Genomic DNA, 23,978 nt, shown 5'->3' with positions numbered 1-23,978 from the left:
CCTCAGCCCGGCGACTATTCCATAACAGCGTCATTTTCATTGTCGGTCCGGTGGCGCAACCTTCGGACCGGCGCAGGACCGCCCTCGTCGGCGCAGACTGCGCATTTTTGGAGAAGGACCGACCGCCGGCGCGACGGATGCTGGTGTCCGCTCACGTCACCGACGACCAAAGGACCCGGGCCCGACGACCGACCGCGAGGAGAGCCCATGACCCGCAGCGACACCGACCACCTCCACCTCCGATCCGATCCGCGGGCCACCTCGACGTTGGTCAACGGCCATTTCCCCCGCCGGCGCGGGTTGGTCATCGCGCTCGCCGCGCTGGGCGGCTTCCTGCTCACCGTGGTGTGGTCGGCCCACTTCGTGGACTCGGTCATCGGCGACAACGTCGCCAACACCCTGCTCGGCCACGACGCCAAGGGCACCCCGATCACCGGGATCGCCGCCGGCATCGCGTTCGCCTTCGCCACGGGCATCGCGGGCTCGTTCACCGCGTGCAACATCGCCGCGTTCGGCGCGGTCGCGCCGCTGCTGGGCTCGACGGGCAGCCGGTGGTCACGGCTGAAGGCCTCGCTCAGGCCGCTGGGGTGGCTGTCGGTCGGGATGATCGGCGTGTCCGCGCTCTACGGCGCCCTGGTGGGCGTCTTCGGCACGCGGATGCCGCAGTTCGCCACCGCGCAGGCCGCTGCGGGCAGCCTGAACGGCCGCAGCATCCAGTCGCTGGTGGTGTTCGGCGTGATCGGCCTGGTCATGACCTACCTGGGCCTGGCGTCACTGGGCGTGGTCAAGGACCCGTTCCGCAAGATCTCCCAGCGCCGGCCCAACGCGCCCATGGTGTTCATGGGGGTGCTGATCGGCGGGTTCCTCATCGGTCGACCGTTCGCCCTGTTCCGGCAGATGTTCCGCGACGCCGCCGAGAGCGGGAATCCCCTCTACGGCGCCGCCGCGTTCACCCTGCAGTCGGTCGGCAACATCGTGATCATGGCCCTGCTGTTCCTCGCGCTGGCGCACTTCACCGGCGGCCGGTTGCAGCGGTGGCTGACCGAGAAGCCCACCCGCGCGACCGTGATCACCGCCGTCGCGCTGATCGTGGCCGGCGTCTTCACCTTCCTGTACTGGGACGTCCGGCTCCTGGCCCGGCGGGAGATCATCCCCTGGTACCCCACCGCGCCGTGGGCCTGACCCGCGCGGCTTCCTGACCCACCCGGTCACGGGCATACCGGACCTGGACCCGGGTGACGTGGTGGTGGCGGTGCGCGAGCGGGTGCTGGAGGCGGCCGAGTCCATCCCGCCCGACCAGCTGGGGACGTGCGACGACTGCGGTTGCGCGCCGTTCGCCGACGACACCTCGACCTCGCGGGACACCGCGTTCGCCAAGTTCGCCGCCCGGGTCGAGGGCACGAGGAAAGCCGAAGACGCATTGGGGGTCTAGCAGATCATGTCCACGACGCTGGGATCGCTGCGCAGGCTGTTGATGGCGCCCTCCCTGGAGGAGGTGACCTTCGGCTCGCGCGGCTTTCCCGGCGCGTCGTCGGAGTACGCGCCGAAGCTGGAGGCCATCCCGCAGTCGGTGGTGTGCGGCTTCGAGTGGGGCATCGACTCGCGCGACCAGTGGGAGGTGGTGCGCCGGCTGGGGTTCGTGGAGCCGGAGCTGCGCGGCTTCGCCTACGAGGGCGCGACGATGGCGTTCACCATCCGCGACGTGATGGGGCGCGGCACCCGGACCCGGGACCTGCTGTCCGGGCCGGGCGCCGAGCACCTGTTCGTGGCCTACATCGGCATCGGGTTCGCCATGAACCACCTGCCGCGCGGCCTGTGGCGCAAGGTGGTGCCCGACCTGGCCGGTTCGCCCTACCACCCGACGATGAGCTGGCTGGCCGTCGACGGCTACGGCTTCGACCTGGCCTACTTCCACACCCGCAAGTGGGTGGACGAGCAGCGCGTGCCCGCGCCCTACCCGTGGCACGGCCGCCCCGACTACTTCCCGCGCGCCATCGACCAGGGCATCGGCCGGGCGCTGTGGTTCATCCACGGCGCGCAGAGCGCCGAGGTGGCCGCGGCGGTCGCGCGGTTCGACCCGGCCCGGCACGCCGACCTGTGGAGCGGTGTGGGCCTGGCGGCCACGTTCGCCGGTGGCGGCACGCCCGACGAGCTGGCCGGTCTGCCGGCCGCCGCGGGCGAGCACCGCGCCGAACTCGCCCTCGGCTCCGTTTTCGCGGTGAAGGCACGAATTCACGCGGGATTCGTCCCGACGCACAGCGCGACCGCCGTGGAAACGTTCGGCGAGATCACCCCGGAAGCCGCGTCGGAACTGGCCGACGCCACCGCCGTGGCACCCGACGCACCCGGCGCGGTACCGCCCTACGAGGTGTGGCGCAGCCGAATTCGTGCGCGTTTCACCGCAGCCACGAAGAATCTCCTCGCCTGAGCGCGCATTGGCCCGCGCCTGCTCCGCACGTCTGAAGTAGCCGCGCCGCGCGCCGCGCTGCAACTATTTTGCCGATCCTAGCCCGGTTTCCTGGCCGCCCGACGTTGGGGGGACGAATGTGAGTGCCTTGCGCGCCTTGCGGCGCCGGTTGTTGACGCCGAACCTGTCCGAGACGCTGATGGAGACCCGGGGTTTCCGGGTGAAGAACGAGGCCGGCAAGGAATTGCTGGAGACGGTCGGCGCGATGTTCCTCGCCGGCTACGCACACGCCGTCGAGGCGCGCGAACCGCGGGACGCCGAACGAGAACTGGAAAAGCTGCCGACCCGGTTCAAGGGTTTCGCCTACGAGGGCGCCGGAATGGGTTTCGCGATCCTCGACGGCATGCCCTTCGGCCACTCCCGGCACGTCGAGCGGTTCCTGGAGGGACGGGCGGCGGACCACGTCTACATGGTCTACGTCGGGATCGGCTGGGCGATGGCCCGGCTGCCCCGGTTCCGCTGGCCCCGCAGCGCGGCCACCGACCCGCTGCTGCGCTGGCTGGTCCTGGACGGCTACGGCTTCCACCAGGCCTACTTCAAGACCGACAAGTACGTGCACGGGCAGTACGTCGACCGGGACTTCCCGTGGCCCGCCGAGGGTCCGCGCGCCTACACCAACCGCGCGCTGGACCAGGGCATCGGCCGCGCGATGTGGTTCGTCGGCGGCACCGACCCCGAGTACGTCGCGGACCTGATCGACGGGTTCGCCGAGCACCGCCGCGAGGACCTGTACGCAGGCGCGGGCCTGGCCGCCACCTACGCGGGCGGCGTGACCGAGGACGAGCTGGAGCTGTTCCGGCAGCGGTCCGGGCGGCACGCCGGGATCGTCGCGCAGGCCAGCGCGTTCGCGGCCGAGGCCCGGGTCAAGGCGGGCCTGATGGTCCCGCACACCGGTCTGGCCACGCAGGTGTTCTGCGGCACCACGCCGGAGGTGGCCGCGAAGGTCACCCAGGACGTGCGGCCCGCCCCGCCGATCACCGACGGCACCGAGCCCGCCTTCGAGGTCTGGCGGCAACGCATCGCCCGAGAGTTCGTCCACCAGGAAGGAGTCGGTTCGTGAGCGCCACCACCGGCTGGCTGCGCAGGCAACTACCCGGGATCGTCGCGCTGGTGCTGGTCGCCGCCACGTTCTCGCTGGCCCGCCTGCCCGAGTCGTCCGCCGCCGACAAGCGGGACCTGGCATCGGGGTTCGGGTTCGCGCCCGAGTCGATCGCCCTGCCCGGCGGCTACACCCAGCAGTCGATCCGCAAGGTCAACCAGGACTACCGGCACATCGACGCGTGGATCTCGTCGGTCGGCTCCGCCATCGCGATGAACGACCTCGACGGTGACGGGCTGTCCAACGACATCTGCTTCGTGGACGTGCGCATCGACCAGGTGATCGTCACCCCCGCCCCGGAGTCGGGCAAGAAGCCGCGCTACACGCCGTTCGCGCTGAGCTCGGGGTCCCTGCCCGTGAACGACGTGATGGCGCCGATGGGCTGCGTCCCCGGCGACTTCAACGAGGACGGCGCGATGGACCTCCTGGTCTACCTGTGGGGCCGCACGCCGATCCTGCACCTGGCCAGGGGTGACCAGAAGACGCTGACCGCCGACTCCTACAAGGCGACCGAGCTGGTGCCCGGCGCGTCCGGCGGCACCTACGCCGGCCCGCAGTGGAACACCAACTCGGCCACCGTCGCGGACTTCGACGGCGACGGGCACGCCGACATCTACATCGGCAACTACTTCCCGCACGGCCCGGTGCTGGACCCGAGCAAGTCCGGCGGCGTGCAGATGAACCACTCGATGTCCAACGCCCTCAACGGCGGCGAGGACTACGTGTTCGAGTGGACCGGCGGGACGAAGGGCGCGAACCCCACGGCGACCTTCAAGCAGCACGACGACGCCATCCCGCACGACGCGTCCAAGGGCTGGGTGCTGGCCTCCAGCTCCAACGACGTCGACGGGGACATGCTGCCCGAGCTGTACCTGGCGCACGACTTCGGCCCGGACCGCCTGCTGTACAACAAGTCCACGCCGGGCAAGTTCGAGTTCGCGCTCGTCGAGGGCTCGCGCTCGCCGTTCGAACCGAAGTCCAAGAACGTCGGCAAGGACTCGTTCAAGGGCATGGGCGTGGACTTCGGCGACCTCAACGGCGACGGCATCTACGACATGTACGTCAGCAACATCACGACGTCGTTCGGCATCGAGGAGAGCCACTTCGCGTTCATGAGCACCGGCGCGGACGTGAAGGCCGCGCTGAAGGAGGGCGACGCGCCCTGGGAGGACGAGAGCGCGCCCCTGCTGCTGGCCTGGTCGGGCTGGGGCTGGGACGTGAAGCTGTCCGACTTCGACAACAACGGCGACCTGGAGGTCGCACAGGCCACCGGGTTCGTCAAGGGCGACGTCAACCGCTGGCCCCAGCTGCAGGAGCTGGCCACCGCGAACGACGCCCTGCTGGCCGACCCGGCGTGGTGGCCGTACGTGACCGCGGGCGACGACGTCGGTGGCGCGCAGCGGTTCCGCCTGTTCGTCAAGAACGCCGAGGGCCGCTACGACAACCTGTCCCCGCAGCTGGGCCTGGACATCCCGGTGCCCACCCGCGGCATCGCCACCGGTGACGTCGACGGCGACGGCCGGCTGGACATGGCCGTGTCCCGCCAGTGGGAGGACCCGGTGTTCTACCACAACACCGGCAAGTCCCCGAACGGCTTCCTCGGCCTGCGGCTCACGCACGAGGACGGCGCGCCCGCCGTCGGCGCGCAGGTCACCGTCAAGACCTCCGACGGGCGCACCCAGCTGAACCGGGTCGACGGCGGCAGCGGCCACTCCGGCAAGCGCAGCCACGAAGTCCACTTCGGACTCGGCGACGCGAGCGGCCCGATCTCGGCGCACGTCACGTGGCGCGACCGGGACGGCGAGATCCACGAGCAGGACCTGACACTGTCCGCGGGCTGGCACGACCTCCAGCTCGGCGACCAGGCCAAGGAGAAGTGACCCACATGGCCGAGACCAAACCGAGCCCGCCGCGGCACGACCCCAAGGTGGTCACCGCGCTCCGGCGGTTCGCCATCTCGATCACCGTCTTCAACATCATCGGCTACACCGTCCTCGGGTTCGAGCAGCCCTGGCTGTGGCCGTTCATCGCGCTGGCCACCGGGTACACCGTCGAGATCGTCCTGGAGATCATCGGCGCCCGCGTCGAGGGCCGCCCGCCGCGCTTCGCCGGCAACGGGTTCCGGGGGCTCATGGAGTTCCTCTACCCCGCGCACATCACCAGCCTGGCGATGAACATGCTCATCTACGTCAACGACAACCTGTTGGCGATGATCTTCGGCGTCACCGTGGCGGTGGGCGCGAAGTGGGTGCTGCGGGCGCCGGTGCGCGGCCGGATGCGGCACTTCATGAACCCGTCGAACTTCGGCATCGCGGTCATCCTGCTGGTGTTCCCGTGGGCGTCCATCGCGCCGCCCTACCACTTCACCGAGCACGTCGGCACGTTCGTGGACTGGCTGATCCCGCTGATCATCATCACCGCCGGCACCATGCTCAACGGCATGCTCACCGGCCGGCTGTGGCTGATCATGGCCTGGATCATCGGGTTCGCGCTCCAGGCGGTGATCCGCGGGTTCCTGCTGGACACCTCGATCCCGGCGGGCCTGGCGATGATGACCGGGGTGGCGTTCGTGCTGTTCACCAACTACATGGTCACCGACCCGGGCACGAGTCCGTCGCGGCCGGTGTCGCAGATCGCGTTCGGCGGCGGCGTGGCGGCGGTGTACGGCGTGCTGATGGGCATGTCGATCCCGTACGGCATCTTCTTCGCCACGGCGATCGTGTGCCTCATCCGCGGCGGCTTCCTGTGGGCGCTGGAGATCGTGGACCGCTCGCGGCGCGAGTGGGAGGCCCAGCAGAAGGCGCTGGCGGCAGTGGCGCCGGTGGAGGAGCCCGCCGTGTCGTTGAACGGCAACGGGGCGCCGAAGAAGACGACGGAGGTCGTGCCGACATGACCGGCATCGCGGCCGACGTCCGCCGGACGCCCCCGGGGCCTCCGCGCAGCGCGACTCTGGGCCTGCTCAAGAAGCTGGCCGGCGACCGGCTGGCGCTGATGACGTCGGCCGCGACCCGGTACGGCGACGCGGTGAAGATGGCCATCGGGCCCAAGACGCTGTACTTCTTCAACCACCCCGACCACGCCAAGCACGTCCTGGCCGACAACGCGGCCAACTACCACAAGGGCATCGGCCTGGTGCACGCCCGCCGCGCGCTCGGCGACGGGCTGCTCACCAGCGAGGGCGAGCTGTGGCGCAAGCAGCGCCGGGCCACCCAGCCCGCGTTCCAGCACAAGCGGATCGCGCGGCAGGCGGGCGCGGTGGCCGAGTCGGCGGGCCGGCTGGTCGACCGGCTGCGCGCCGGCGTCGGCGGTGCGCCGGTGAACCTGATGGCGGAGATGACCGGCCTGACCCTGGACGTGCTGGGGCGGACCCTGCTCTCGGAGGACCTGTCGGAGTTCGAGCAGGTGGGGCACGCGTTCGAGGCCGTGCAGGACCAGGCCATGTTCGAGATGGTGACGATGAGCGCGGTGCCCATGTGGGTGCCGCTCCCCCACCAGCTGCGGTTCCGCAAGGCGCGCAAGGAGTTGCGCCGGGTCGTGGACGAGCTGGCGGCCCGGCGGGTGGCGCACGGCAACGCCGACGGCGACGACGTGCTGTCCCGCGTGATGGCGTCGGTGGCCGAGGAGCCGGACCCGGCGTTCGGCACGCAGCGGCTGCACGACGAGCTGGTGACGCTGATGCTGGCGGGCCACGAGACCACGGCCAGCACGCTGGGCTGGACGTTCCACCTGCTCGACCGGCACCCGGAGGTCAAGGAACGGGTGCGCGCCGAGGCCCGCGCGGTGCTGGGCGACCGGATGCCGGTGTACGAGGACCTGCACGGCCTGCGGTACACGGCGATGGTCGTGGAAGAGGTCATGCGGCTGTACCCGCCGGTGTGGATCCTGCCCCGGGCGGCCCAGGCCGACGACGAGGTGGGCGGCTACTTCGTGCCGCGCGGGGCGGACGTGCTCATCTGCCCGTACACCCTGCACCGCCACCCGGCCTTCTGGGACCGGCCGGACCGCTTCGACCCGGAGCGGTTCGACCCGGACGTCACCCACGACCGGCCGCGGTACGCCTACATCCCGTTCGGCGCGGGACCGCGGTTCTGCGTGGGCAACCACCTGGGGATGATGGAGGCCACCTTCGCCATCGCCATGATCGCGCGGGAGCTGGACCTGCGGACGGTGCCGGGCTACGAGGTGGTGCCCGAGCCGATGCTGTCGCTGCGCGTGCGCGGCGGGCTGCCGATGACGGTGCACCCGGTGCCGTAGCACGGTTTCGCCGGCCGTCCAGGGGCGGTGGGTCGGGGATCGTTCCCCGCCCACCGCCCTTTCTTCTCCGCGATCCGGTGCCGGGCGGTGATTCTCACATCACCCAAATCGCCCGAACGCCGAAAAGGGCCGCCCTCCCGATCCCGGGGGCGGCCCTTCGTTCGTGTTTTCGGTTGTCCACGCCGTTCCCGCCGGCGGTGCCCGAGGTGACGGGCATCAGCTGGCGGCGTTGGCCCCCAGTGCGATGGTGCGCACGTCCAGCAGCGCCAGCAGGACCGGTGGGTCCAGGACGCAGATCGGACGCAGGGTCAGGTCGGCGTGCCGCAGCGGCACCCCGGGTCGGACGGTGATCGGGCCGAACGAGGCCACCGACAGCGCCAGGTCGTCGGCGAACGGGCCGTCGCCCAGCATGGACTCGCGGCCGGGGCCACGGAGTGCGCCAGCAGGTGCCACGTGCCGGGCGGGACGTTGGTGAGCACGTACGGACCCGGACGGTGCAACACCGAGCACCGGATGGGCGAGCCCTGCGGGATGCCGTCCGGGAACAGCCCCACGAAGATCAAGCCGCGTGCGCCGCCGATCGGCGCGGAGATGTCGCCCTGCACGCTGGCCGTGCGCGGGTCCAGCGCGCGGCGGGCCATCGGGATGTGCGCGGCGAACCCGCCGAGCTGGCGGTAGGTGGTCGGCGAGACGCCGACGCTGCTGCGGAAGCGGGAGCTGAACGTGCCGACGCTGGTGTAGCCCACCCGGTGGCTGATGTCGGTCACGGTCAACGTCGTGGACACCAGCAGGCGCTTGGCCTCCTGCAACCGGATGGCGGCCAGAAACCGGCCCGGGGACACCCCGGTGACCCGCTGGAACGCCCGCGAGAAGTGGAACTTGCTGTAATTGGCGGTCCGCGCCATGTCGTCGATCGTGAATTGTTCACCGATGTTCTCGTGCATGAAGTCGATTACCTTGCCGACTGCCCGTTCAAGGACTTCACCCACTACTACGACCCCCATTCGCAGAGATGCACACAGAGGTGAATCAGATACACACGACACACGGCCGGCCCGCCGGCGACGGAGAACGGGCCGTGGTCGACCCGGCGCGGTTGCGCGCCCGGCCCCGAAACATCCCCCCAAGGACTCCCCAGTTGCTTCCCCAGTTGTGTCCCATTCGATGATTCTTGCAAGCTACAGGGCCCTCACAGCCTGCGCAAGGTGGGTGAACGAGCTTTGTAACCATCTTGCAAGATCATCGGTCGACGGACGTAACGATCTTGTCCGACACTGTTTTCGCCACCACCCGCAGCGTGGATACATAAGTCCCCGGCGGGACATTGCCAGTCATCCCACCACCCCACACCCGGCAATTGTGCGGAGTTCGAACGGCACCCCCACCCGCACCTTCGACCAGCCTGCCGACAGCCGAACGGCCAGTGCGCCAGGCGGCCCACCACGAGCCGACGAACGGCCCGGTAACAATATTGGGGCAAGCACGAAGAAGCGCCGTGAAGATCCTTCGACCGACCATGTGTAGAACGTCGTGGCGATGGCCTTCGGCGTATTTCCCCGAGTCGACCGCCCGGGATGTGCGGGCGTCGGTCGGCCCATTCTTCGCCGACCGGAGGAAGGATCAGCCGTGCAATCGGACACCGCACCGGACCGCGCCATACGGACCATGACCCTCGAGGCGTTCGCGGACACCATCGTGCCCGGGGCGAAGCGCTCACCCGACGACCGCGCCATCGCCGGCGTCGCCGACGACGACGGGGCGGTGGTCGCGGGCGCGGTCGAGCTGCTGGAAACGCCCGCCGCCGGCGTCGTCGACGGCCTGGACAGCCTGACCCTGATGCTCAACGGGCACGCCACCGCCTACGCGGCGGAGCACGGCGTGGAGCTCGACGAGACCGTGCCGCCGTTCGTGGCGCTGTCCTACGAGCACCGGACCGCCCTGGTGGCCCGGCTGGTCGCGCCCGGACACCCGGAGAAGGACGGCTGGGTGGCGCTGGCCCTGTTCAGCAACATGGCCTTCGACACCGGCGCGCACCTGCACACCCTCGACGCCATCGCCGCCGGCCACCCCGGCCTGCGCGCGATGAAGTTCGCCAAGCCGGACGCCGACGGGCTCTGGCGGTTCCCCTCCTACTCCTACGGCAAGCCCCTCGCTCGCCGCCACCCCGGCACCACGCCGTCGGGCAACCCCGCCTGACCACCCCCCGCGAGGGCGACGCCCCTCGCACGTCCGCCGTGCCGGTCGGGCCCGGCGATTGGAGTTTCGATGACGAGCACCGAAAGCACCGACGTCCTGATCGTCGGCAGCGGCTTCGGCGGCGCGATCGCCGCGTACCACCTCGCCGCGGGCGGGGCCAAGGTGACCGTGCTGGAACGCGGTCCCTGGCTGGAGAGCAAGGACTTCGAGCACGACTACCTGCTGGGCTCCTCCTACACCCGGATCTTCGACTTCGTCGTGGGCGACGGCATGAGCCTGCTCGGCGGCAACTGCGTGGGCGGCGGCAGCGTGGTGTACTTCGCCGCGATGCCCCGCGCGCCGCGCTTCATCTTCGAGCGCAAGGGCAGCATCGGGCGGCGCATGTGGCCCTCGACCATCAACCGCGACACGCTGGACCCCTGGTACGACAAGGTCAGCGAGGCGCTGCCGATCACCAAGCAGGACTGGGACGAGGTCACCTACGCGGGCGGCCTGTTCGCCGCGGCCTGCAACCACGCCGGCCGCACCGCCAACCCCGTGCCGGTGGCCATCGACACCGCGCTGTGCACCAACTGCAACTGGATGATGGCCGGCTGCAAGTTCGACGCCAAGCGGTCCCTGCTGCTCAACTACCTGCCCGCGGCGATCGCGCACGGCGCGGAGATCCGCCCGATGCACGAGGTGCAGAAGCTGACCCGCACCGACGACGGCGGCTACCGCGTCAGCTACAACGTCATCCACGACGTGGACTACCGGGTGAGCGTGGGCAGCGGCGAGATCGACGCCAAGATCGTCGTCCTGGCCGCGGGCGCCGGCGCCACCCCCGTCATCCTCCAACGGTCGGAGGACACGCTGGGCAGGATGCCCCACGCCGTGGGCCGCTACTTCTCCGGCAACGGCGAACGCCTCAACACCGCCATCATCGACGAGGACAAGGCACGCGACCTGCTGGGCCTGTCCCGCGAGGACGACCTGTCCTACGCGGCCAACCAGATCGGCAAGGGCCCCTGCGTGGCCAGCTGGGACAACCTGGACGGGTCGCTGCCGGAGTTCTCCCGGTTCTGCCTGGAGCAGCTGTACTTCCCGCCCGGGTTCGGCACCATCCTGGCGCAGACCCCGGACGCGCTGCCGGGCGCGCCCACGTGGTTCGGCGCGGAGAAGAAGAAGATCGTCGAGCAGTGGCAGTCGTGGCTGACCATCTTCTCGATGACCGAGGACGACAACGAGGGCGTCTTCGGCACTCCCCCGCCCACCGGCAACGCGATCCGCATCTCCCAGCAGATGCTCGGCCGCGGCCCGATCCGCTACAACCCCACCGAGAACACCCTGTTCGGGTGGCGGCAGGCCGACGCGACGGTCAAGGCCATCATGGAGAAGGACGGCCTGTCGAAAGTCATGCCGTGGACCAACGACGTGGTCGGCGCCTACACCGTGCACCCGCTGGCGTCCTGCCGCATCGGCGACGACCCGGAAACCTCCGCCCTGGACGACCGCCACGAACTGCGCGGCCACCCGGGCATCTTCGTCACCGACGGCGCGGCGGTACCGGGCGCGCTGACGGTGAACCCGGCACTGACCATCGCGGCGTTGGCGGAACGAGCGATGCCGGGGATCGTGCGGGCGTTGCAGGAGCGCGGGGTGGACGTGAAGTACGGCGCGCCGTCGCCGGACGGGGAGACCAGCGGGCGGCGGGGCGTGCGGCAGCTGCTGCCCGACCTGGTGCGCGACTGACCCCGGGTTTCCCAGGCCGGCCGTGCGGGCTCGCTCCGCACGGCCGGTTCCACGTGCACCCCGACTCGGCCTCGCAGCCCCAGCCCGCAGCGCCAATCCCGCCGGCGGTGTCCAAGAGCAGGTGGCATCGGGGCGAGCGGCGGCGTGGGGCGTGGGGCGTGGGGCGTTCCGGCGGCGGCGCGTGCGAAAAGCCGCGGCCCCGGGCCGGATCAGCCGGGGGCCGCGGTCGTCGTCGGTGGGGTCAGAAGCGGGGGGTGTTCTGGTAGGCCGCCAGTTTCCACTCGCCGGCCTCGCGGGTCAGGACCCAGGTGGCGGTGATCGCGCGTTCACGGGACACCTCGGTCTCGCCCGGGGCCAGGACGCCGCCCTGGGTCACCAGCACGGCCGCGTCCTCGCCGAGCAGCTTCACGTCGACGGGGTCGCCGGTCACGGTGGTGCCCGCGTACGGGCCGGCGAACGCGTTCTTCATGAACGCGCGCACCTCCTCGCGGCCCTTGAGGAGGACGTCGTTGGGCAGGACGAGGGTGCCTCCTTCCGTGAACACCTCGGCGAACGCGTCGGGGTCCTGTGCCGCCCACGCGGAGACGATCCGCTGCGGTACCTGCACGACTTCTGCGACGGTCATCGGCATTCCTCTTCCGTGGCTCGGGCGTCTCGGCAACAGCCATCGTCGCAAGGGCCGCCCCGCCCGCCATCTTCGTGCGTGCGCAAGCCACCCCCGACCCGAACGCGAGGTCCGAGCAGCCTGGAAGAAGACCCGTGCGGCGACCGGCGGCAGCATCTACCGGGTGACCGCACCCCGCATGGACACCGCCCAGCGCTGGGCGCTCGGCCTGGCCTCGGCGGCGTCGTTCATCGTCGCGCTCGACGTGCTCGTGGTGGCCACCGCGCTCACCTCCATCCAGCGCGACCTCGACGCCGGCTTGGGCACGCTCGAGTGGACCCTCAACGCCTACAGCCTCGCGTTCGCGGTGCTGCTGCCCACGGGCGCGGCGCTGGGTGACCGGTTCGGGCGCAAGCGGGTGCTCGTCGTGGGGCTCGCGTTGTTCGCGGTGTCGTCGGCGGCGTGTGCGTTGGCGCCGGGGGTGGGTGTGCTGGTGGCCGCGCGGGCGTTCCAAGGGGCGGGGGCGGCGTTGGTGCTGCCGTTGGCGCTCACGATCGTCAGCACCGCCTTTCCGCCGCGGAGTCGGGGCAAGGCCCTCGGGTTGTTCAGCGGGATCACCGGGATCGCGACGTTCGCCGGGCCGTTCGTCGGCGGGGTCGTGGCCGAGGGGCTGGCGTGGCAGTGGGTGTTCTGGGTGAACGTCCCGATCTGCGCGGTGGTGATCCGGCTGGTCGGTCGGCACGTCGCCGACGGTCGCGGTCCGGTCCGCCCGCTGGACCCGTGGGGCGTCCTGCTGGTGACCGCGGGTGTGTTCGGGCTCGTGTGGGGGCTGGTGCGGGCGGACGCGGTGGGTTGGGCGGGTGTCGAGGTTCTGGCGTCGCTGGTGGTCGGTCTCGTGCTGGTCGCGGTGTTCGTCCGGCACGAACAACGCACACCCGCGCCAATGATGCCGATGCGGTTCTTCGCCATCCGCGCCTTCACCAGCGCCAACGTCGCGAACTTCGCCCTGTACGCCTCCCTCTACGGCACGCTTTTCCTGCTGGCCCAGCACTTCCGCGAAGTCCTGGGGCACGGCCCGCTGGCCGCAGGACTGCGGTTGATGCCGTGGACCGGGACGCTCATGGTGTGCGCGCCGATCGCCGGCGTCCTCGCCGACCGGTGGGGTGAGCGGCGGCTCATGGTGGTCGGGCTGCTGCTGCAAGGTGTCGGGATGGCGTGGCTGGCCTCGGTGTCCGGGCCTGACGTCGGGTACGCGCAGATGCTGCCGCCGCTGGTGGTCGGTGGCGTGGGCGTGTCGATGGCGATGCCTGCGGCGCAGAAGTCCGTGGTGGGCGCGGTGGGGCCGGCCGAGGTCGGGCAGGCCTCCGGGGTGCTCACCGTGTTGCGCATCCTGGGCGGCGTGTTCGGCATCGCGGTGCTGGGCGCGGTGTTCGGCGCGTTCGGCGGGGTGGGCTCGCCCGCCGCGTTCACCGCCGGCTTCGGGCCGGCGATCGGGGTCGCCGCGGCGTTCGCGCTGCTGGGCTGTGTCGTGGCGCTCGGGATGCCGGGCCGGCGGGCGGCGGTGGTGGCCGGAGAACCTCGGGTCGACTAGGGAGTCGCTATGGGCAGGATCCTCCGCACCGCGCTGCGCCGTTCCCTGAACCAGGTCCGCCACGTCACGCCGGTCCGGCCTGGTGCCGCGACCGGTCTGGTGGCCGTCGTGTACGCCGACGTGGAGGCCGACTTCGGGATGCTCGCGCCGCCGGTCGCGCTGCACTCGCCGGCACCGGTCGCGCTGGCCGCGTCCTGGGCGTTGCTGCGCGAGACGCTGGTGGCGTCGGGGCGCGCGCCGCGGGCGGTGAAGGAAGCGGTCGCCGCGTCGGTGTCGCGCTCGAACACCTGCCCGTACTGCGTCACCGTGCACAGCGCCACGCTGGAAGGGCTGACCACGACGACGTTCGAGGACGTCGAGGCGTGGGCGGACCGGTCGAGCCCGGTCCGGCCGTTCCCGGTGGAGCAGCTGCCCGAGCTGCTGGGCGTGGCGGTGGCGTTCCACTACCTCAACCGCGTGGTCAACGTGTTCCTCGGCGACTCGCCGCTGCCCGCGAACGCGCCCGCGCCGGCCCGGCGGTTCCTGGGCCGGTTCATGGGCGCGGGCGCGCGCGGCGACCGACCACCCGGTACGTCCCTGCGGCTGCTGCCGGCGGGACCGCCGCCCGCGGACCTGGCCTGGTCGTCGGGACATCCGGTCCTCGGCGACGCGCTGGCCCGGGTCGCGGCGGCGTTCGAGACGGGCGGTTCCCGGGCGCTCGCCGCACCGGTGCGGGACCTGGTCCTCGACGAGCTCGCCGCGTGGGACGGCACCCCGCCGGGTCTGAGCCGCGCCTGGGTGACCGACGCGGTGGCCGACTTGCCCGCCGAACACCACCCGGCCGCGACCCTCGCGCTGCTGGTGGCCCTGGCCTCCTACCAGGTCGACGACGACGTGGTGGCCGCGGTCGGCGGGGACGACGCCCGGCTGGTGGAACTGGTGTCGTGGTCGGCCTTCGCGGCGGCCCGGCGCATGGCGGGACTGCTGCACCGCGCGACGGAGGTGTGACGTGGAGCGGCCGTGGCGCGCCCTCGCGGTGCTGTGCCTGGCGAACTTCCTGATCCTGCTGGACACCACGATCGTCAACACCGCCGCGCCGGACGTCATGGCGGGCCTGGACGCGGGCATCGACGAGGTGCTGTGGGTGCTCAACGGCTACCTGCTGGCGTTCGCGTCGCTGCTGATCGTGTTCGGCCGGGTCGGCGACCTGGTCGGGCCGCGAGCGGTGTTCGTCGCCGGGCTCACGGTCTTCACCGCCGCTTCCATCCTTTGTGGACTGTCCACTTCGTCCGGTGTGCTGATCGCCGCCCGGGTGCTGCAAGGGGTCGGGGCGGCGGCGCTGACCCCGCAGGCGTTGACGTTGATCTCCGCGATCTTCCCCGCGCAACGGCGCGGGGCCGCGTTCGGCATCTTCACCGCGGTGGCCGGGGTCGCGGCGGTGAGCGGGCCGACCGTGGGCGGGCTGGTGGTCACCGAGTACGGCTGGCAGTCGGTGTTCTGGCTCAACGTCCCGTTCGGCGCGGCCGGTGTGGTCCTGGCGCTGCGGTTCGTGCCCGACCTGCGCGCCGGGCGGCGGCACCGGTTCGACGCGGTGGGCGTCGTGCTGGCCACCGGGGCGCTGCTGGCCTTGGTGTACGCGCTGGTCGAGGGCCAGCGGCACGACTGGGGCGTGATCACCGGTGTGGTGAGCATCCCGGCGGTGCTCGTGCTGAGCGCTGTGCTGGGTGCGGCCTTCCTCTGGTGGGAACGACGGCAGCACGAACCCCTGGTGCCACTCGACCTCTTCCGCGACCGGAACTACTCCGTTGCCACCGGCATCACGCTCATCTCGTCGTTCGCGGTGTACGGCCTGTTGCTGGTGTTCGTCATCGAAACCCAAACCCTGCTCGGCATGAGCCCGCTCATGTCGGGCGTGACCGCGTTGCCCTGGACGATCGCGCTGAGCGCCGTGGCGCCACTGGGCGGACGGCTGGCCGACCGCGTCGGCGGCAAGCTCCCGCTGACGGTCGGCATGGCGCTGTACGCCGCCGGCGTCCTGGGCGTCGCCTTCGTGCCCGACGCCACGTCGACGCCGGGCACCTTCGTCGTGCCGATGCTGCTGGCCGGCATCGGCATGGGACTCGCCCTCGCTCCCGCCACCACCGAAGCCATGCGCGACATTCCCGCCGAACGCGCCGGCGTGGCCTCCGGCGTCCTCAACACCGCCCGCCAGACCGGTGCCGCCCTGGGCGCCGCCGTCATCGGGGCCGTGCTCCAGAACCGCCTGGTGTCGACGCTACACGCGGAAAGCGCTTCCCTGGCTACCCGACTACCTCCACAACACCGGCCGCGGTTCCTCGACGCGTTCGAGGACGCCGCCGCCCACGGCCTGCGCCTCGGCACCGGCCAGCAGGGCGTGGCGGTCCCCGACGGCCTCCCACCCGACACCGCCGCCCAGTTCTCGTCCCTCGCCCACCAGGCCTTCACCACCGCCTTCCTGACCGCAAGCCGATCCGCGCTCGCAGTCGCCGCCGCCGCCATCCTCCTGGGCGGCTTGTCAGCACTCATGTTGAACAAAAAACCAACTACCACGAGCCAAATCGGCGACAAATCCAGCAACCTCGAAGAAGACCTCCGGTAGCGCATTCTCGGAGAAGGAGACCGCGTTCTCGGGTGGCTAGATTTCAGCCGTTCCCTGGTCCACCCAGACGAAATTTCCGCTCTCACGTGAGGAACGAAGACTGTGACGATCTCTTCCGCGTTGCCGACGCAGTCCGCGTCCGCTACCGAGCTGGCAGGTCTCGACCGGCGGTTCCTGGTGCACCCCCACCAGCGGATGGACCGCAACGACCGGGTGGTGATCGTCCGCGGCGAGGGCGCCACGGTCTGGGACGCCGCCGGCAACGAGCTCGTCGACGCCACCGGCGGCGGCAACTGGCTGTCCCAGGTCGGCCACGGGCGGCGCGAGCTGGCCGAGGCGGCGGCCGAGCAGATCTCGACGCTGGAGTACTACACCGGTTTCTTCGACTACTCCAACGACAAGGCGATCGAACTGGCCTACCGGCTCAACCAGCTCTCCCCCGAGGGCATCGACCGGGTCTTCCTGACCTCCGGCGGCTCGGACAGCGTCGAGTCGGCCATCAAGTCCGCCCGCCTCTACCACAACCGCCGCGGCGAGCCGAACCGCACGTGGATCCTGGCCCGCCACTTCGGCTACCACGGCGCGTCCTACGGCAGCGGCACCGCGACCGGCTTCGAGATGATGCAGACCTACGTCGGCCCCAACCTGCCGAACGTGGAGAAGCTGTCCCCGGTGTGGCCCTACCACCACGAGATGTACGGCGGCGGCGACGTCACCGACGCCTTGATCGCCGAACTGGAAGGCGCGATCGAACGCATCGGCGCCGGCAACATCGCCGCGATGATCGGCGAGCCCGTCATGGCCGGCGGCGGCGTCCACGAGCCCCCGGCCGACTACTGGCCGCGCGTGCGCGAAGTCCTCAGCCGCAACGGCATCCTGCTCATCGCCGACGAGGTCGTGACCGGCTTCGGCCGCACCGGCTCGTGGTTCGACTCGGCCACCCGCGGCATGAAGCCCGACATGATCACCATCGCCAAGGGCCTGACCAGCGGCTACATCCCGATGGGCGGCCTGCTGATGAGCGACGCCATCGCGGAGGTCGTGACCAGCAACGAGGGCTTCTTCCACGGCTACACCTACGCGGGCCACCCGGTGGCGGCGGCGGTGGCCCTGGCCAACCTGGACATCATCGAGAAGGAAGGCCTGATCGGCCGCTCCCTGACCGTGGGCGACTGGTTCAAGTCGTCCTTGGCACCGGCCCGCGACCTGCCCCAGGTGGGCGACGTGCGCGTGATCGGCGCGACGGTCGGCATCGAACTGGTGGTCTCGAAGCAGACCAAGGAACCGATGATGATCCCGATCGTGGCCGAGGGCGTAGCCGACGCGGTCCGCCGCGAACACAACGTGATCGTCCGCCCGTACGGCAACGTGATCGTCATGTCCCCGCCCCTGGTGATCGGCGAGGACCAGGTCCGCCGCACCGCGGAGGCAACGATCGAAGTCCTGTCCCGCCTGGGCGCAGACGGCCAGGTCGCCCCCCGCTGACAACCACCAAGCCAATGCCACGAGGGCCTCACCAACAACCCCGGGTGAGGCCCTCCGCCCACGCAACGCGCTTCGGCGAAGCCGGCGAGATCCAGTCCGCCTTGCCGACCGGCAGTCCGCCCGCCTTGCCGAGCGGCAGTCCGCCTTGCCGAGTGGGCAGCCCGCCTTGCCGAGTGGCGGTCCACCGGAGGGGACACAACCCAACTTGGGCTTCTTGCTTTTGTCATCTCCGTATGGCCTGCCCGAAGGGCTACCACAGATTTCCCCGGGTGCAGCCGAAAGTTTTTGCGAGGAACGAGCAAAAAGTTTTAGCGGCACCCGGGGAAATCTGTGGTAGGCTCCGCCAGGCCATACGGAGATGACAAAAGCAAGAAGCCCCCGCCGTTGCAGTTGAGTCATCTTTGGTGGCCTGCCCGCCGGCGAGGCGCTTTTCGCTTTTAAGCGCTTTGAACTGGATGCTTCGCTCTCAAGCCGAACGCGCTGCGCGCTTCCAAGATCAAAAGACAAAAGCGGCGCTCGCCGCGCGGCAGGCCGCCAGCGGGGGGTGAAGGGCGTCGGTTCCCCCGCCGCATGGCCTGGCGGAGCCAACCACATTTTGGGCCGGGTGCCGCTAAAACTTTTTGCTCGTTCCTCGCAAAAACTTTCGGCTGCACCCGACCCAAAATGTGGTAGCCCTTCGGGCAGGCCATACGGCGGGGGAACCGAGGCCCTCCACCTGTGGTTGAGACCACCACACAACAGCGCGCTGCGCGCGCCGAAAAGCGAAAAGCAGCGCGGCGCGTGAGAACGCCGCCGGAGGTGAGATGTCCCCGGCGGCGTTCTGAGGGAACGGCGGTATCAGCCCTGCTTCAACGACCGGGAGAAAGCCCGCACGTCCTCGACGTACAGGTCCGGCTCCTCGAACGCCGCGAAGTGCCCGCCCCGGTCGAACTCGGTCCAGTGGGTGATCGTCGGAAGGATCTTCTCCGCGAACCGCCGCACCGGTGGTGCCGGGTCGTGCGGGAACACCGCGACCCCGGCCGGCACCGTGATCGGCCACGGGCCCGCCCACCTGGCCGCCACGTTCTGGTTGGTCCGGTCCGTCGACTCGTAGTACAGCTGCGCCGACGAGCCGGCCGTCGCCGTCAGCCAGAAGATCGAGACGATGGTCAGCAGCCGGTCCCGGTCTACCGCGTCCTCCGGGGACAGGTGGGAGTCGGTCCACTCCAGGAACTTCTCCGCGATCCACGCCAGCTGCCCGACCGGCGAGTCGGTCAGGCCGTAGGCCAGCGTCTGCGGCCGGGTGGCCTGGATCTTCATGTACCCCGAACCCTCGAGGTCGAAGTGCAGGAGCTTGCCCAGCCGGCCCATGTCGGCCTCCGACAACCCCGCCATCTCGGCCGGGTCCGGGGGTGGGAAGGTGACCAGCATGTTCAGGTGCACGCCGGCGACGTGCTCGGGGTCGATGCGGGCCAGTTCCAGGGTCACGAGCTTGCCCCAGTCGGCGCCCTGGGCCACGTACCGGTCGTAGCCCAGTTCCGCCATCAGGGTCTGCCACGCCCGGGCGACGCGGTCGACGTCCCAGCCCGCTTCGCCGGTGGGGCCGGAGAAGCCGAAGCCGGGGAGGGTCGGGATGACGACGTGGAACGCGTCGGCCGGGTCGCCGCCGTGTGCGGCGGGGTCGGTGAGGGGGCCGATGACGTCCAGGAACTCCACGAACGAGCCGGGCCACCCGTGGGTGATGACCAGCGGGGTGGCGTTCGGTTCGGGTGAGCGGACGTGGACGAAGTGGATGTTCGTGCCGTCGATCTCCGTGGTGAACTGGGGCAGTTCGTTGAGCTTGGCCTCCACCGCGCGCCAGTCGAAGCGGTGGCGCCAGTGCTCCACGAGGTCCTTGAGGTAGCCGACGGGCACACCCCGCGCCCAGCCCGCGCCCGGCACCTCGTCCGGCCACCGGGTGCCCTCCAGCCTGCGGTCCAGGTCGTCCAGGTCGGCCTGGGGGATTTCGATGCGGAAAGGTTGCATGCGCGCGCTGCCTTTCGGTCGGGATGCCCCAAGCTAGCGAGCGCCGCACGCCGGCGGACAGCATTCGGCGAGAACTCCGCATTCTCGAAGAAACGGGGTTCCGGCGCATTTTCGAAGATGTTCCGACCGGTCCTTCCCGCCATTCTTTGCGGCAGTCCCACGCCGAAGAGGAGAAGCGGATGTACGACTACGTGATCGTCGGTGCCGGTTCCGCGGGATGCGTGCTCGCGGCGCGGTTGACCGAGGACCCGGACGTCTCGGTCTGCCTGGTCGAGGCCGGCCCGGCGGACACCTCCGAGAACGTGCACGTGCCCGCCGCGTTCGGCAAGCTGTTCCGCACCCGGCTGGACTGGGACCTCGACACCCACGACGAGCCGCACCTCAACGGTCGCCGCGTCTACCTGCCGCGCGGCCGGGTGCTGGGCGGCACCAGCTCGATCAACGCGATGATCTACGTCCGCGGCAACCGCGCGGACTTCGACGGCTGGAACCAGCCGGGCTGGTCCTACGACGAGCTGCTGCCCTACTTCATCCGCGCCGAGGACAACGAGCGCGGCGCGTCGGAGTACCACGGTGTCGGCGGGCCGCTGGGCGTGTCGGACAGCCGGTCCCGCAACGTCATGTCCACCGCGTTCGTGGAGGCCGCGTTGCAGGCGGGCTACCACGCCAACGACGACTTCAACGGCGCCGAGCAGGACGGGTTCGGCCTCTACCAGGTGACCCAGCGGGACGGGAAGCGGTGCAGCGCCGCCGTGGCCTACCTGCACCCGGCGATGTCGCGGCCGAACCTGACCGTGCTGACCAACGTCGACGTGCACCGCGTGACCTTCGACGGCGACCGCGCCACCGGGGTGGTCGGCGCACGCCTGGACGAGGAGGTCGTGCTGCGGGCCGAGCGCGAGGTCGTCCTGGCCGCCGGCGCCTACAACTCGCCGCACCTGCTCCAGCTGTCCGGCATCGGACCCGCGGACCTGCTGCGCGCGCTGGACGTCCCGGTGGTGCTGGACCAGCCGCTGGTCGGGCAGAACCTCCAGGACCACCCGCACGTGATGCTGGTGTTCGCGCACTCCCAGCCGGTGAGCCTGCTCATCGCGGGCGACCCGAAGTACGCGCAGGAGTTCGTCGAGCACGGCACCGGTCCGCTGACGTCCAACATCGGCGAGGCGGGCGGCTTCTTCCGCTCGACCGACGACCTGACCGCGCCGGACATGCAGTTCCTGGCCGGCCCGGTGATGTTCGCCGACGGCGGCCTGGGCGCGCCGACCGACCACGCCATCTCCTACGGCGCGTGCCTGCTGACGCCGCGCAGCCGGGGCAGCGTGACGATCGCGTCCGGCGATCCCACGGCCAAGGCGAAGGTGCAGCACAACTACTACGCCGACGACGAGGACATGCGCGCCATGGTGGAGGGCGTGCGGCGAGGCCTGGAGATCGCGCGGCAGCAGGCGCTGTCCCCCTACACCGAGCGGCACGTCGGGGCGCCGGAGTCGGAGTCCGACGCCGACCTGCGCGAACACGTCCGGCGGGCGACGCAGACCATGTACCACCCGGCGGGCACGTGCGCGATGGGCACGGTGGTGGACGCGGAGCTGCGCGTGCAGGGCGTCCGGGGGCTGCGGGTGGTGGACGCCTCCGTCATGCCGACCGTGGTGCGCGGCAACACCAACGCGCCGACCATCGCGATCGCCGAGAAGGCCGCCGACCTGATCCTGGGCCGCCCCGCGCTCGAGCGGGCCGCCGCGTCCGCCGTGTCCGCCTGAATCGTCGAACGTTCTCCCGGGTGAGGAGTGGTGTCGTGGCCGACGTGGGTCAGCGCGCCGTGGTGCTGGGCGCGAGCATGGCGGGTCTGATGGCGGCGAGGGTGCTCGCCGAGTTCTACGGCGAGGTCGTGGTGGTCGACCGCGACGACCTGTCCGAGGTCAGCGGGACGCCGCGCAACAGCGTGCGGCAGGGCGGGCACGCGCACGCCCTGCTGGCGCGCGGCCTGCGCGTGCTGGAGGAGCTGTACCCGGGGCTGACCGACGAGCTGGTGGCGCTGGGCATGCCGGTCGGCGACCTCGGCGACAACCTGCGCTGGATCTTCAACGGCCGGCAGATCGCGAAGGTCCACACCGGACTGGTCGTCGTGTCGCTGGTGCGCCCCCTGCTGGAGGGCCACGTGCGGACCCGGACGGCGGCGCTCGGCGTCGTCTTCCGGGACCGCACGGACATCCTCGGCCTGGCCACGACCGCCGACCGCGGCCGGGTCACGGGTGTGCGGGTGCGCGACCAGGCCGACGACTCCACCGAGGTGCTGGAGGCCGACCTGGTCCTCGACGCGACCGGGCGCGGGTCGCGGACGCCGGCGTGGCTGGAGGAGCTGGGGTACGAGCGCGCGCCCGAGGAGAAGATCAAGGTCGGGCTGAGCTACGTGACCCAGCACTTCCGGCTGCCCGAGGACCTGCTGGGCGACGACCTGGCGAGCATCCCGGTGGCCACGCCCGGCCACCCGCGCGGCGCGGTGTTCTCCCGGGCCTGCGGGCGCTGGCAGCTGTCGCTGACCGGCATCCTGGGCGACCAGCCGCCGACCGACCAGGAGGGTTTCCTGGCCTACGCCAAGTCGCTGCCGGTCCCGGAGATCCACGAGTGGGTCCGCGACGCCGAGCGCATCGACACGCCGACCGCCATCCGGTACCCGGCCAGCGTGCGCCGGCACTACGAGAAGCTGACCCGGTTCCCGGCCGGGATGCTCGTGCTGGGCGACGGGGCGACCAGCTTCAACCCGGTGTACGCGCAGGGCATGACGGTGGCCGCGCTGGAGGTGCTCAAGCTGCGGGAGAACCTGCGGCGCGGGTCGGTGCCGCACTTCCGCCGGTGGTTCGCCGACATCGCGAAGGTCATCGACGCCCCGTGGGAGATCGCGACGACCGGCGACCTGGCCTTCCCCGGCGTGGAGGGCAGGCGGACGGCGAAGGTGCGGTTCGTCAACGCCTACCTGGCGCGGCTGCACGCGGGCGCGCCGCGCGACCCGCACCTGTCCAACGCGTTCCTGCGGGTGGCGGGCCTGATCGACGCGCCGCCGTCGATGATGAAGCCGGGCACCCTGCTGCGCGTGCTGCGGGCCGGCAAGCCCCCGGCCACCACCGCCACAACGGGCGACCGACTCCGCAGCGCGGCGCGGGCCGACTGAGAGCCGGCTCGTCACGCGGCCCTCGCGGGCTCGGCGCCGGAGTGAGCCGGCGCCGAGCCCGCCCTCACGCCACCACGGCGGGTTCGGGCAGCGGGAACAGTCCGAGGAAGCGTTCCACGCGCTCCCGGCTGCCGGTGAGCCGCAGGTCGCCGGACTCGATGGCCTCCGACAGGCCGCGCCCGCTCCAGATCAGCGCGTTGAGCGTCGCCGGGTCGGTCTCGATCACCGCGTGCGGGTGGTCCAGCTCGCCGCGCAGGATCCAGATCCGGTCCGCCGACAGCTGCACCTTGAACGAGTCCTCGCCCAGCCGCAGCACGAGGTCCGCGGTGAAGCCGGCCGCCCGCTCCGGGTCGAACAGCGTCTTGAGCGCGAGCATGAGCGAGTCGACGCTGATCGCGGCGTCGTGGCGCAGCGACGGCGACCGGCCGCCCCACCGACCCAGCGCGGTGATGACCGGTTCCAGCTCGTGACCCCACTCGGTCAACTCGTACACCCAGGCGGCGGCGGGCGGCGGCAGCTTGCGGCGGCGGACCACGCCGACGTCCTCGAGCTCGCGCAGCCGGTGGGACAGCACGTTGGGGCTCGCGCCGGGCATGCCGGTGCGCAGGTCGGTGAACCGCTTCGGCCCGAACAGCAGCTCACGGGCGATCAACAACGCCCAGCGCTCCCCCACCAGGTCCAGCGCGTGGGCGGTCGCGCACCCGTCGTCGTACTTGCGCTTGGTCGCCATGACCCCATCCTACCAGCGGAAGTCCTCCACCCTCCGTGAGTAGTTGTCT

At 70.9% G+C, this 23,978-nt stretch carries 18 protein-coding genes and 1 pseudogene; 15 read left to right on the top strand and 4 right to left on the bottom strand.

Features of this window, described 5'->3' with window-relative positions; all coding sequences use genetic code 11:
- Positions 1–207: 207 nt before the first annotated feature.
- The 7 genes and pseudogenes from DFJ66_RS00785 (at position 208) to DFJ66_RS00755 (ending at position 7,820) form a co-directional block, all read left to right on the top strand.
- Positions 208–1,182, top strand: coding sequence for a hypothetical protein (locus DFJ66_RS00785; RefSeq protein WP_121216963.1), 975 nt, complete (start codon positions 208–210; stop codon positions 1,180–1,182).
- Between the two features lie 34 nt (positions 1,183–1,216).
- Positions 1,217–1,432: pseudogene (locus tag DFJ66_RS00780) on the top strand (5-methyltetrahydropteroyltriglutamate--homocysteine methyltransferase); the annotation flags it as partial.
- A gap of 6 nt (positions 1,433–1,438) precedes the next feature.
- On the top strand, positions 1,439–2,428 hold the full coding sequence (locus DFJ66_RS00775) for a DUF1702 family protein (RefSeq protein ID WP_121216961.1): 990 nt from the start codon (positions 1,439–1,441) through the stop codon (positions 2,426–2,428).
- Between the two features lie 118 nt (positions 2,429–2,546).
- Positions 2,547–3,527, top strand: a complete 981-nt coding sequence (locus DFJ66_RS00770; RefSeq protein WP_121216959.1) for a DUF1702 family protein — start codon at positions 2,547–2,549, stop codon at positions 3,525–3,527.
- A complete protein-coding gene (locus DFJ66_RS00765; RefSeq protein ID WP_121216957.1) occupies positions 3,524–5,446 on the top strand; it encodes a CRTAC1 family protein in 1,923 nt (640 codons plus the stop codon). The genes DFJ66_RS00770 and DFJ66_RS00765 overlap by 4 nt, the downstream gene beginning before the upstream one ends.
- A gap of 5 nt (positions 5,447–5,451) precedes the next feature.
- Complete coding sequence (locus DFJ66_RS00760) at positions 5,452–6,459, top strand: enediyne biosynthesis protein (protein WP_121230449.1); 1,008 nt, start codon at positions 5,452–5,454, stop codon at positions 6,457–6,459.
- Positions 6,456–7,820: a cytochrome P450 gene (locus DFJ66_RS00755; protein ID WP_121216955.1), complete on the top strand. Its 1,365-nt coding sequence runs from the start codon at positions 6,456–6,458 to the stop codon at positions 7,818–7,820. The genes DFJ66_RS00760 and DFJ66_RS00755 overlap by 4 nt, the downstream gene beginning before the upstream one ends.
- Before the next feature lie 308 nt (positions 7,821–8,128).
- On the opposite strand, the gene DFJ66_RS00750 is transcribed toward DFJ66_RS00755, so the two are convergent.
- Entirely contained in the window at positions 8,129–8,764 is a 636-nt protein-coding gene (locus DFJ66_RS00750) for a helix-turn-helix transcriptional regulator (protein ID WP_342776933.1), read from the bottom strand.
- A gap of 721 nt (positions 8,765–9,485) precedes the next feature.
- On the opposite strand from DFJ66_RS00750, the gene DFJ66_RS00745 reads away from it, so the two are divergent.
- Positions 9,486–10,016, top strand: coding sequence for a DUF5987 family protein (locus DFJ66_RS00745; protein WP_121230447.1), 531 nt, complete (start codon positions 9,486–9,488; stop codon positions 10,014–10,016).
- 69 nt (positions 10,017–10,085) lie between these two features.
- Positions 10,086–11,747, top strand: coding sequence for an FAD-dependent oxidoreductase (locus DFJ66_RS00740; RefSeq protein WP_121216953.1), 1,662 nt, complete (start codon positions 10,086–10,088; stop codon positions 11,745–11,747).
- Between the two features lie 241 nt (positions 11,748–11,988).
- On the opposite strand, the gene DFJ66_RS00735 is transcribed toward DFJ66_RS00740, so the two are convergent.
- Positions 11,989–12,372, bottom strand: a complete 384-nt coding sequence (locus DFJ66_RS00735) for an SgcJ/EcaC family oxidoreductase (protein WP_246029502.1) — start codon at positions 12,370–12,372, stop codon at positions 11,989–11,991.
- A 163-nt stretch (positions 12,373–12,535) separates the two neighbouring features.
- Here DFJ66_RS00735 and DFJ66_RS00730 point away from each other — a divergent pair, with 163 nt between their 5' ends.
- From DFJ66_RS00730 to DFJ66_RS00715, 4 genes are all read left to right on the top strand, one after another.
- Positions 12,536–13,942, top strand: a complete 1,407-nt coding sequence (locus tag DFJ66_RS00730; RefSeq protein WP_246029501.1) for an MFS transporter — start codon at positions 12,536–12,538, stop codon at positions 13,940–13,942.
- Between the two features lie 9 nt (positions 13,943–13,951).
- The gene (locus tag DFJ66_RS00725) at positions 13,952–14,929 is read left to right on the top strand and encodes a carboxymuconolactone decarboxylase family protein (protein ID WP_121216947.1); all 978 of its coding nucleotides are present in this window, start codon (positions 13,952–13,954) and stop codon (positions 14,927–14,929) included.
- Between the two features lies 1 nt (position 14,930).
- Positions 14,931–16,541 (top strand): DHA2 family efflux MFS transporter permease subunit, encoded by a 1,611-nt coding sequence (locus DFJ66_RS00720; RefSeq protein WP_121216945.1) that lies wholly within the window; start codon positions 14,931–14,933, stop codon positions 16,539–16,541.
- Positions 16,542–16,643: 102 nt separating this feature from the next.
- Positions 16,644–18,026, top strand: coding sequence for an aminotransferase family protein (locus DFJ66_RS00715; protein ID WP_121216943.1), 1,383 nt, complete (start codon positions 16,644–16,646; stop codon positions 18,024–18,026).
- Between the two features lie 837 nt (positions 18,027–18,863).
- Here DFJ66_RS00715 and DFJ66_RS00710 read toward each other — a convergent pair.
- Positions 18,864–20,030: an epoxide hydrolase family protein gene (locus DFJ66_RS00710; protein ID WP_121216941.1), complete on the bottom strand. Its 1,167-nt coding sequence runs from the start codon at positions 20,028–20,030 to the stop codon at positions 18,864–18,866.
- A 179-nt stretch (positions 20,031–20,209) separates the two neighbouring features.
- Between DFJ66_RS00710 and DFJ66_RS00705 the strand changes: the two genes are divergently transcribed.
- Together DFJ66_RS00705 and DFJ66_RS00700 are read left to right on the top strand one after the other, a co-directional pair.
- On the top strand, positions 20,210–21,790 hold the full coding sequence (locus DFJ66_RS00705; protein ID WP_121216939.1) for a GMC family oxidoreductase: 1,581 nt from the start codon (positions 20,210–20,212) through the stop codon (positions 21,788–21,790).
- Between the two features lie 77 nt (positions 21,791–21,867).
- Positions 21,868–23,199: an FAD-dependent oxidoreductase gene (locus DFJ66_RS00700; protein ID WP_121230446.1), complete on the top strand. Its 1,332-nt coding sequence runs from the start codon at positions 21,868–21,870 to the stop codon at positions 23,197–23,199.
- 64 nt (positions 23,200–23,263) lie between these two features.
- On the opposite strand, the gene DFJ66_RS00695 is transcribed toward DFJ66_RS00700, so the two are convergent.
- On the bottom strand, positions 23,264–23,929 hold the full coding sequence (locus DFJ66_RS00695; RefSeq protein WP_121216937.1) for a winged helix-turn-helix transcriptional regulator: 666 nt from the start codon (positions 23,927–23,929) through the stop codon (positions 23,264–23,266).
- Positions 23,930–23,978: the final 49 nt, after the last annotated feature.

Origin of the sequence: Saccharothrix variisporea, assembly GCF_003634995.1 — a bacterium.
GTDB classification, from domain to species: domain Bacteria; phylum Actinomycetota; class Actinomycetes; order Mycobacteriales; family Pseudonocardiaceae; genus Actinosynnema; species Actinosynnema variisporeum.
Note: the sequence above shows the minus strand (reverse complement) of the source record. Positions and strands in the feature narration are given on the sequence as shown.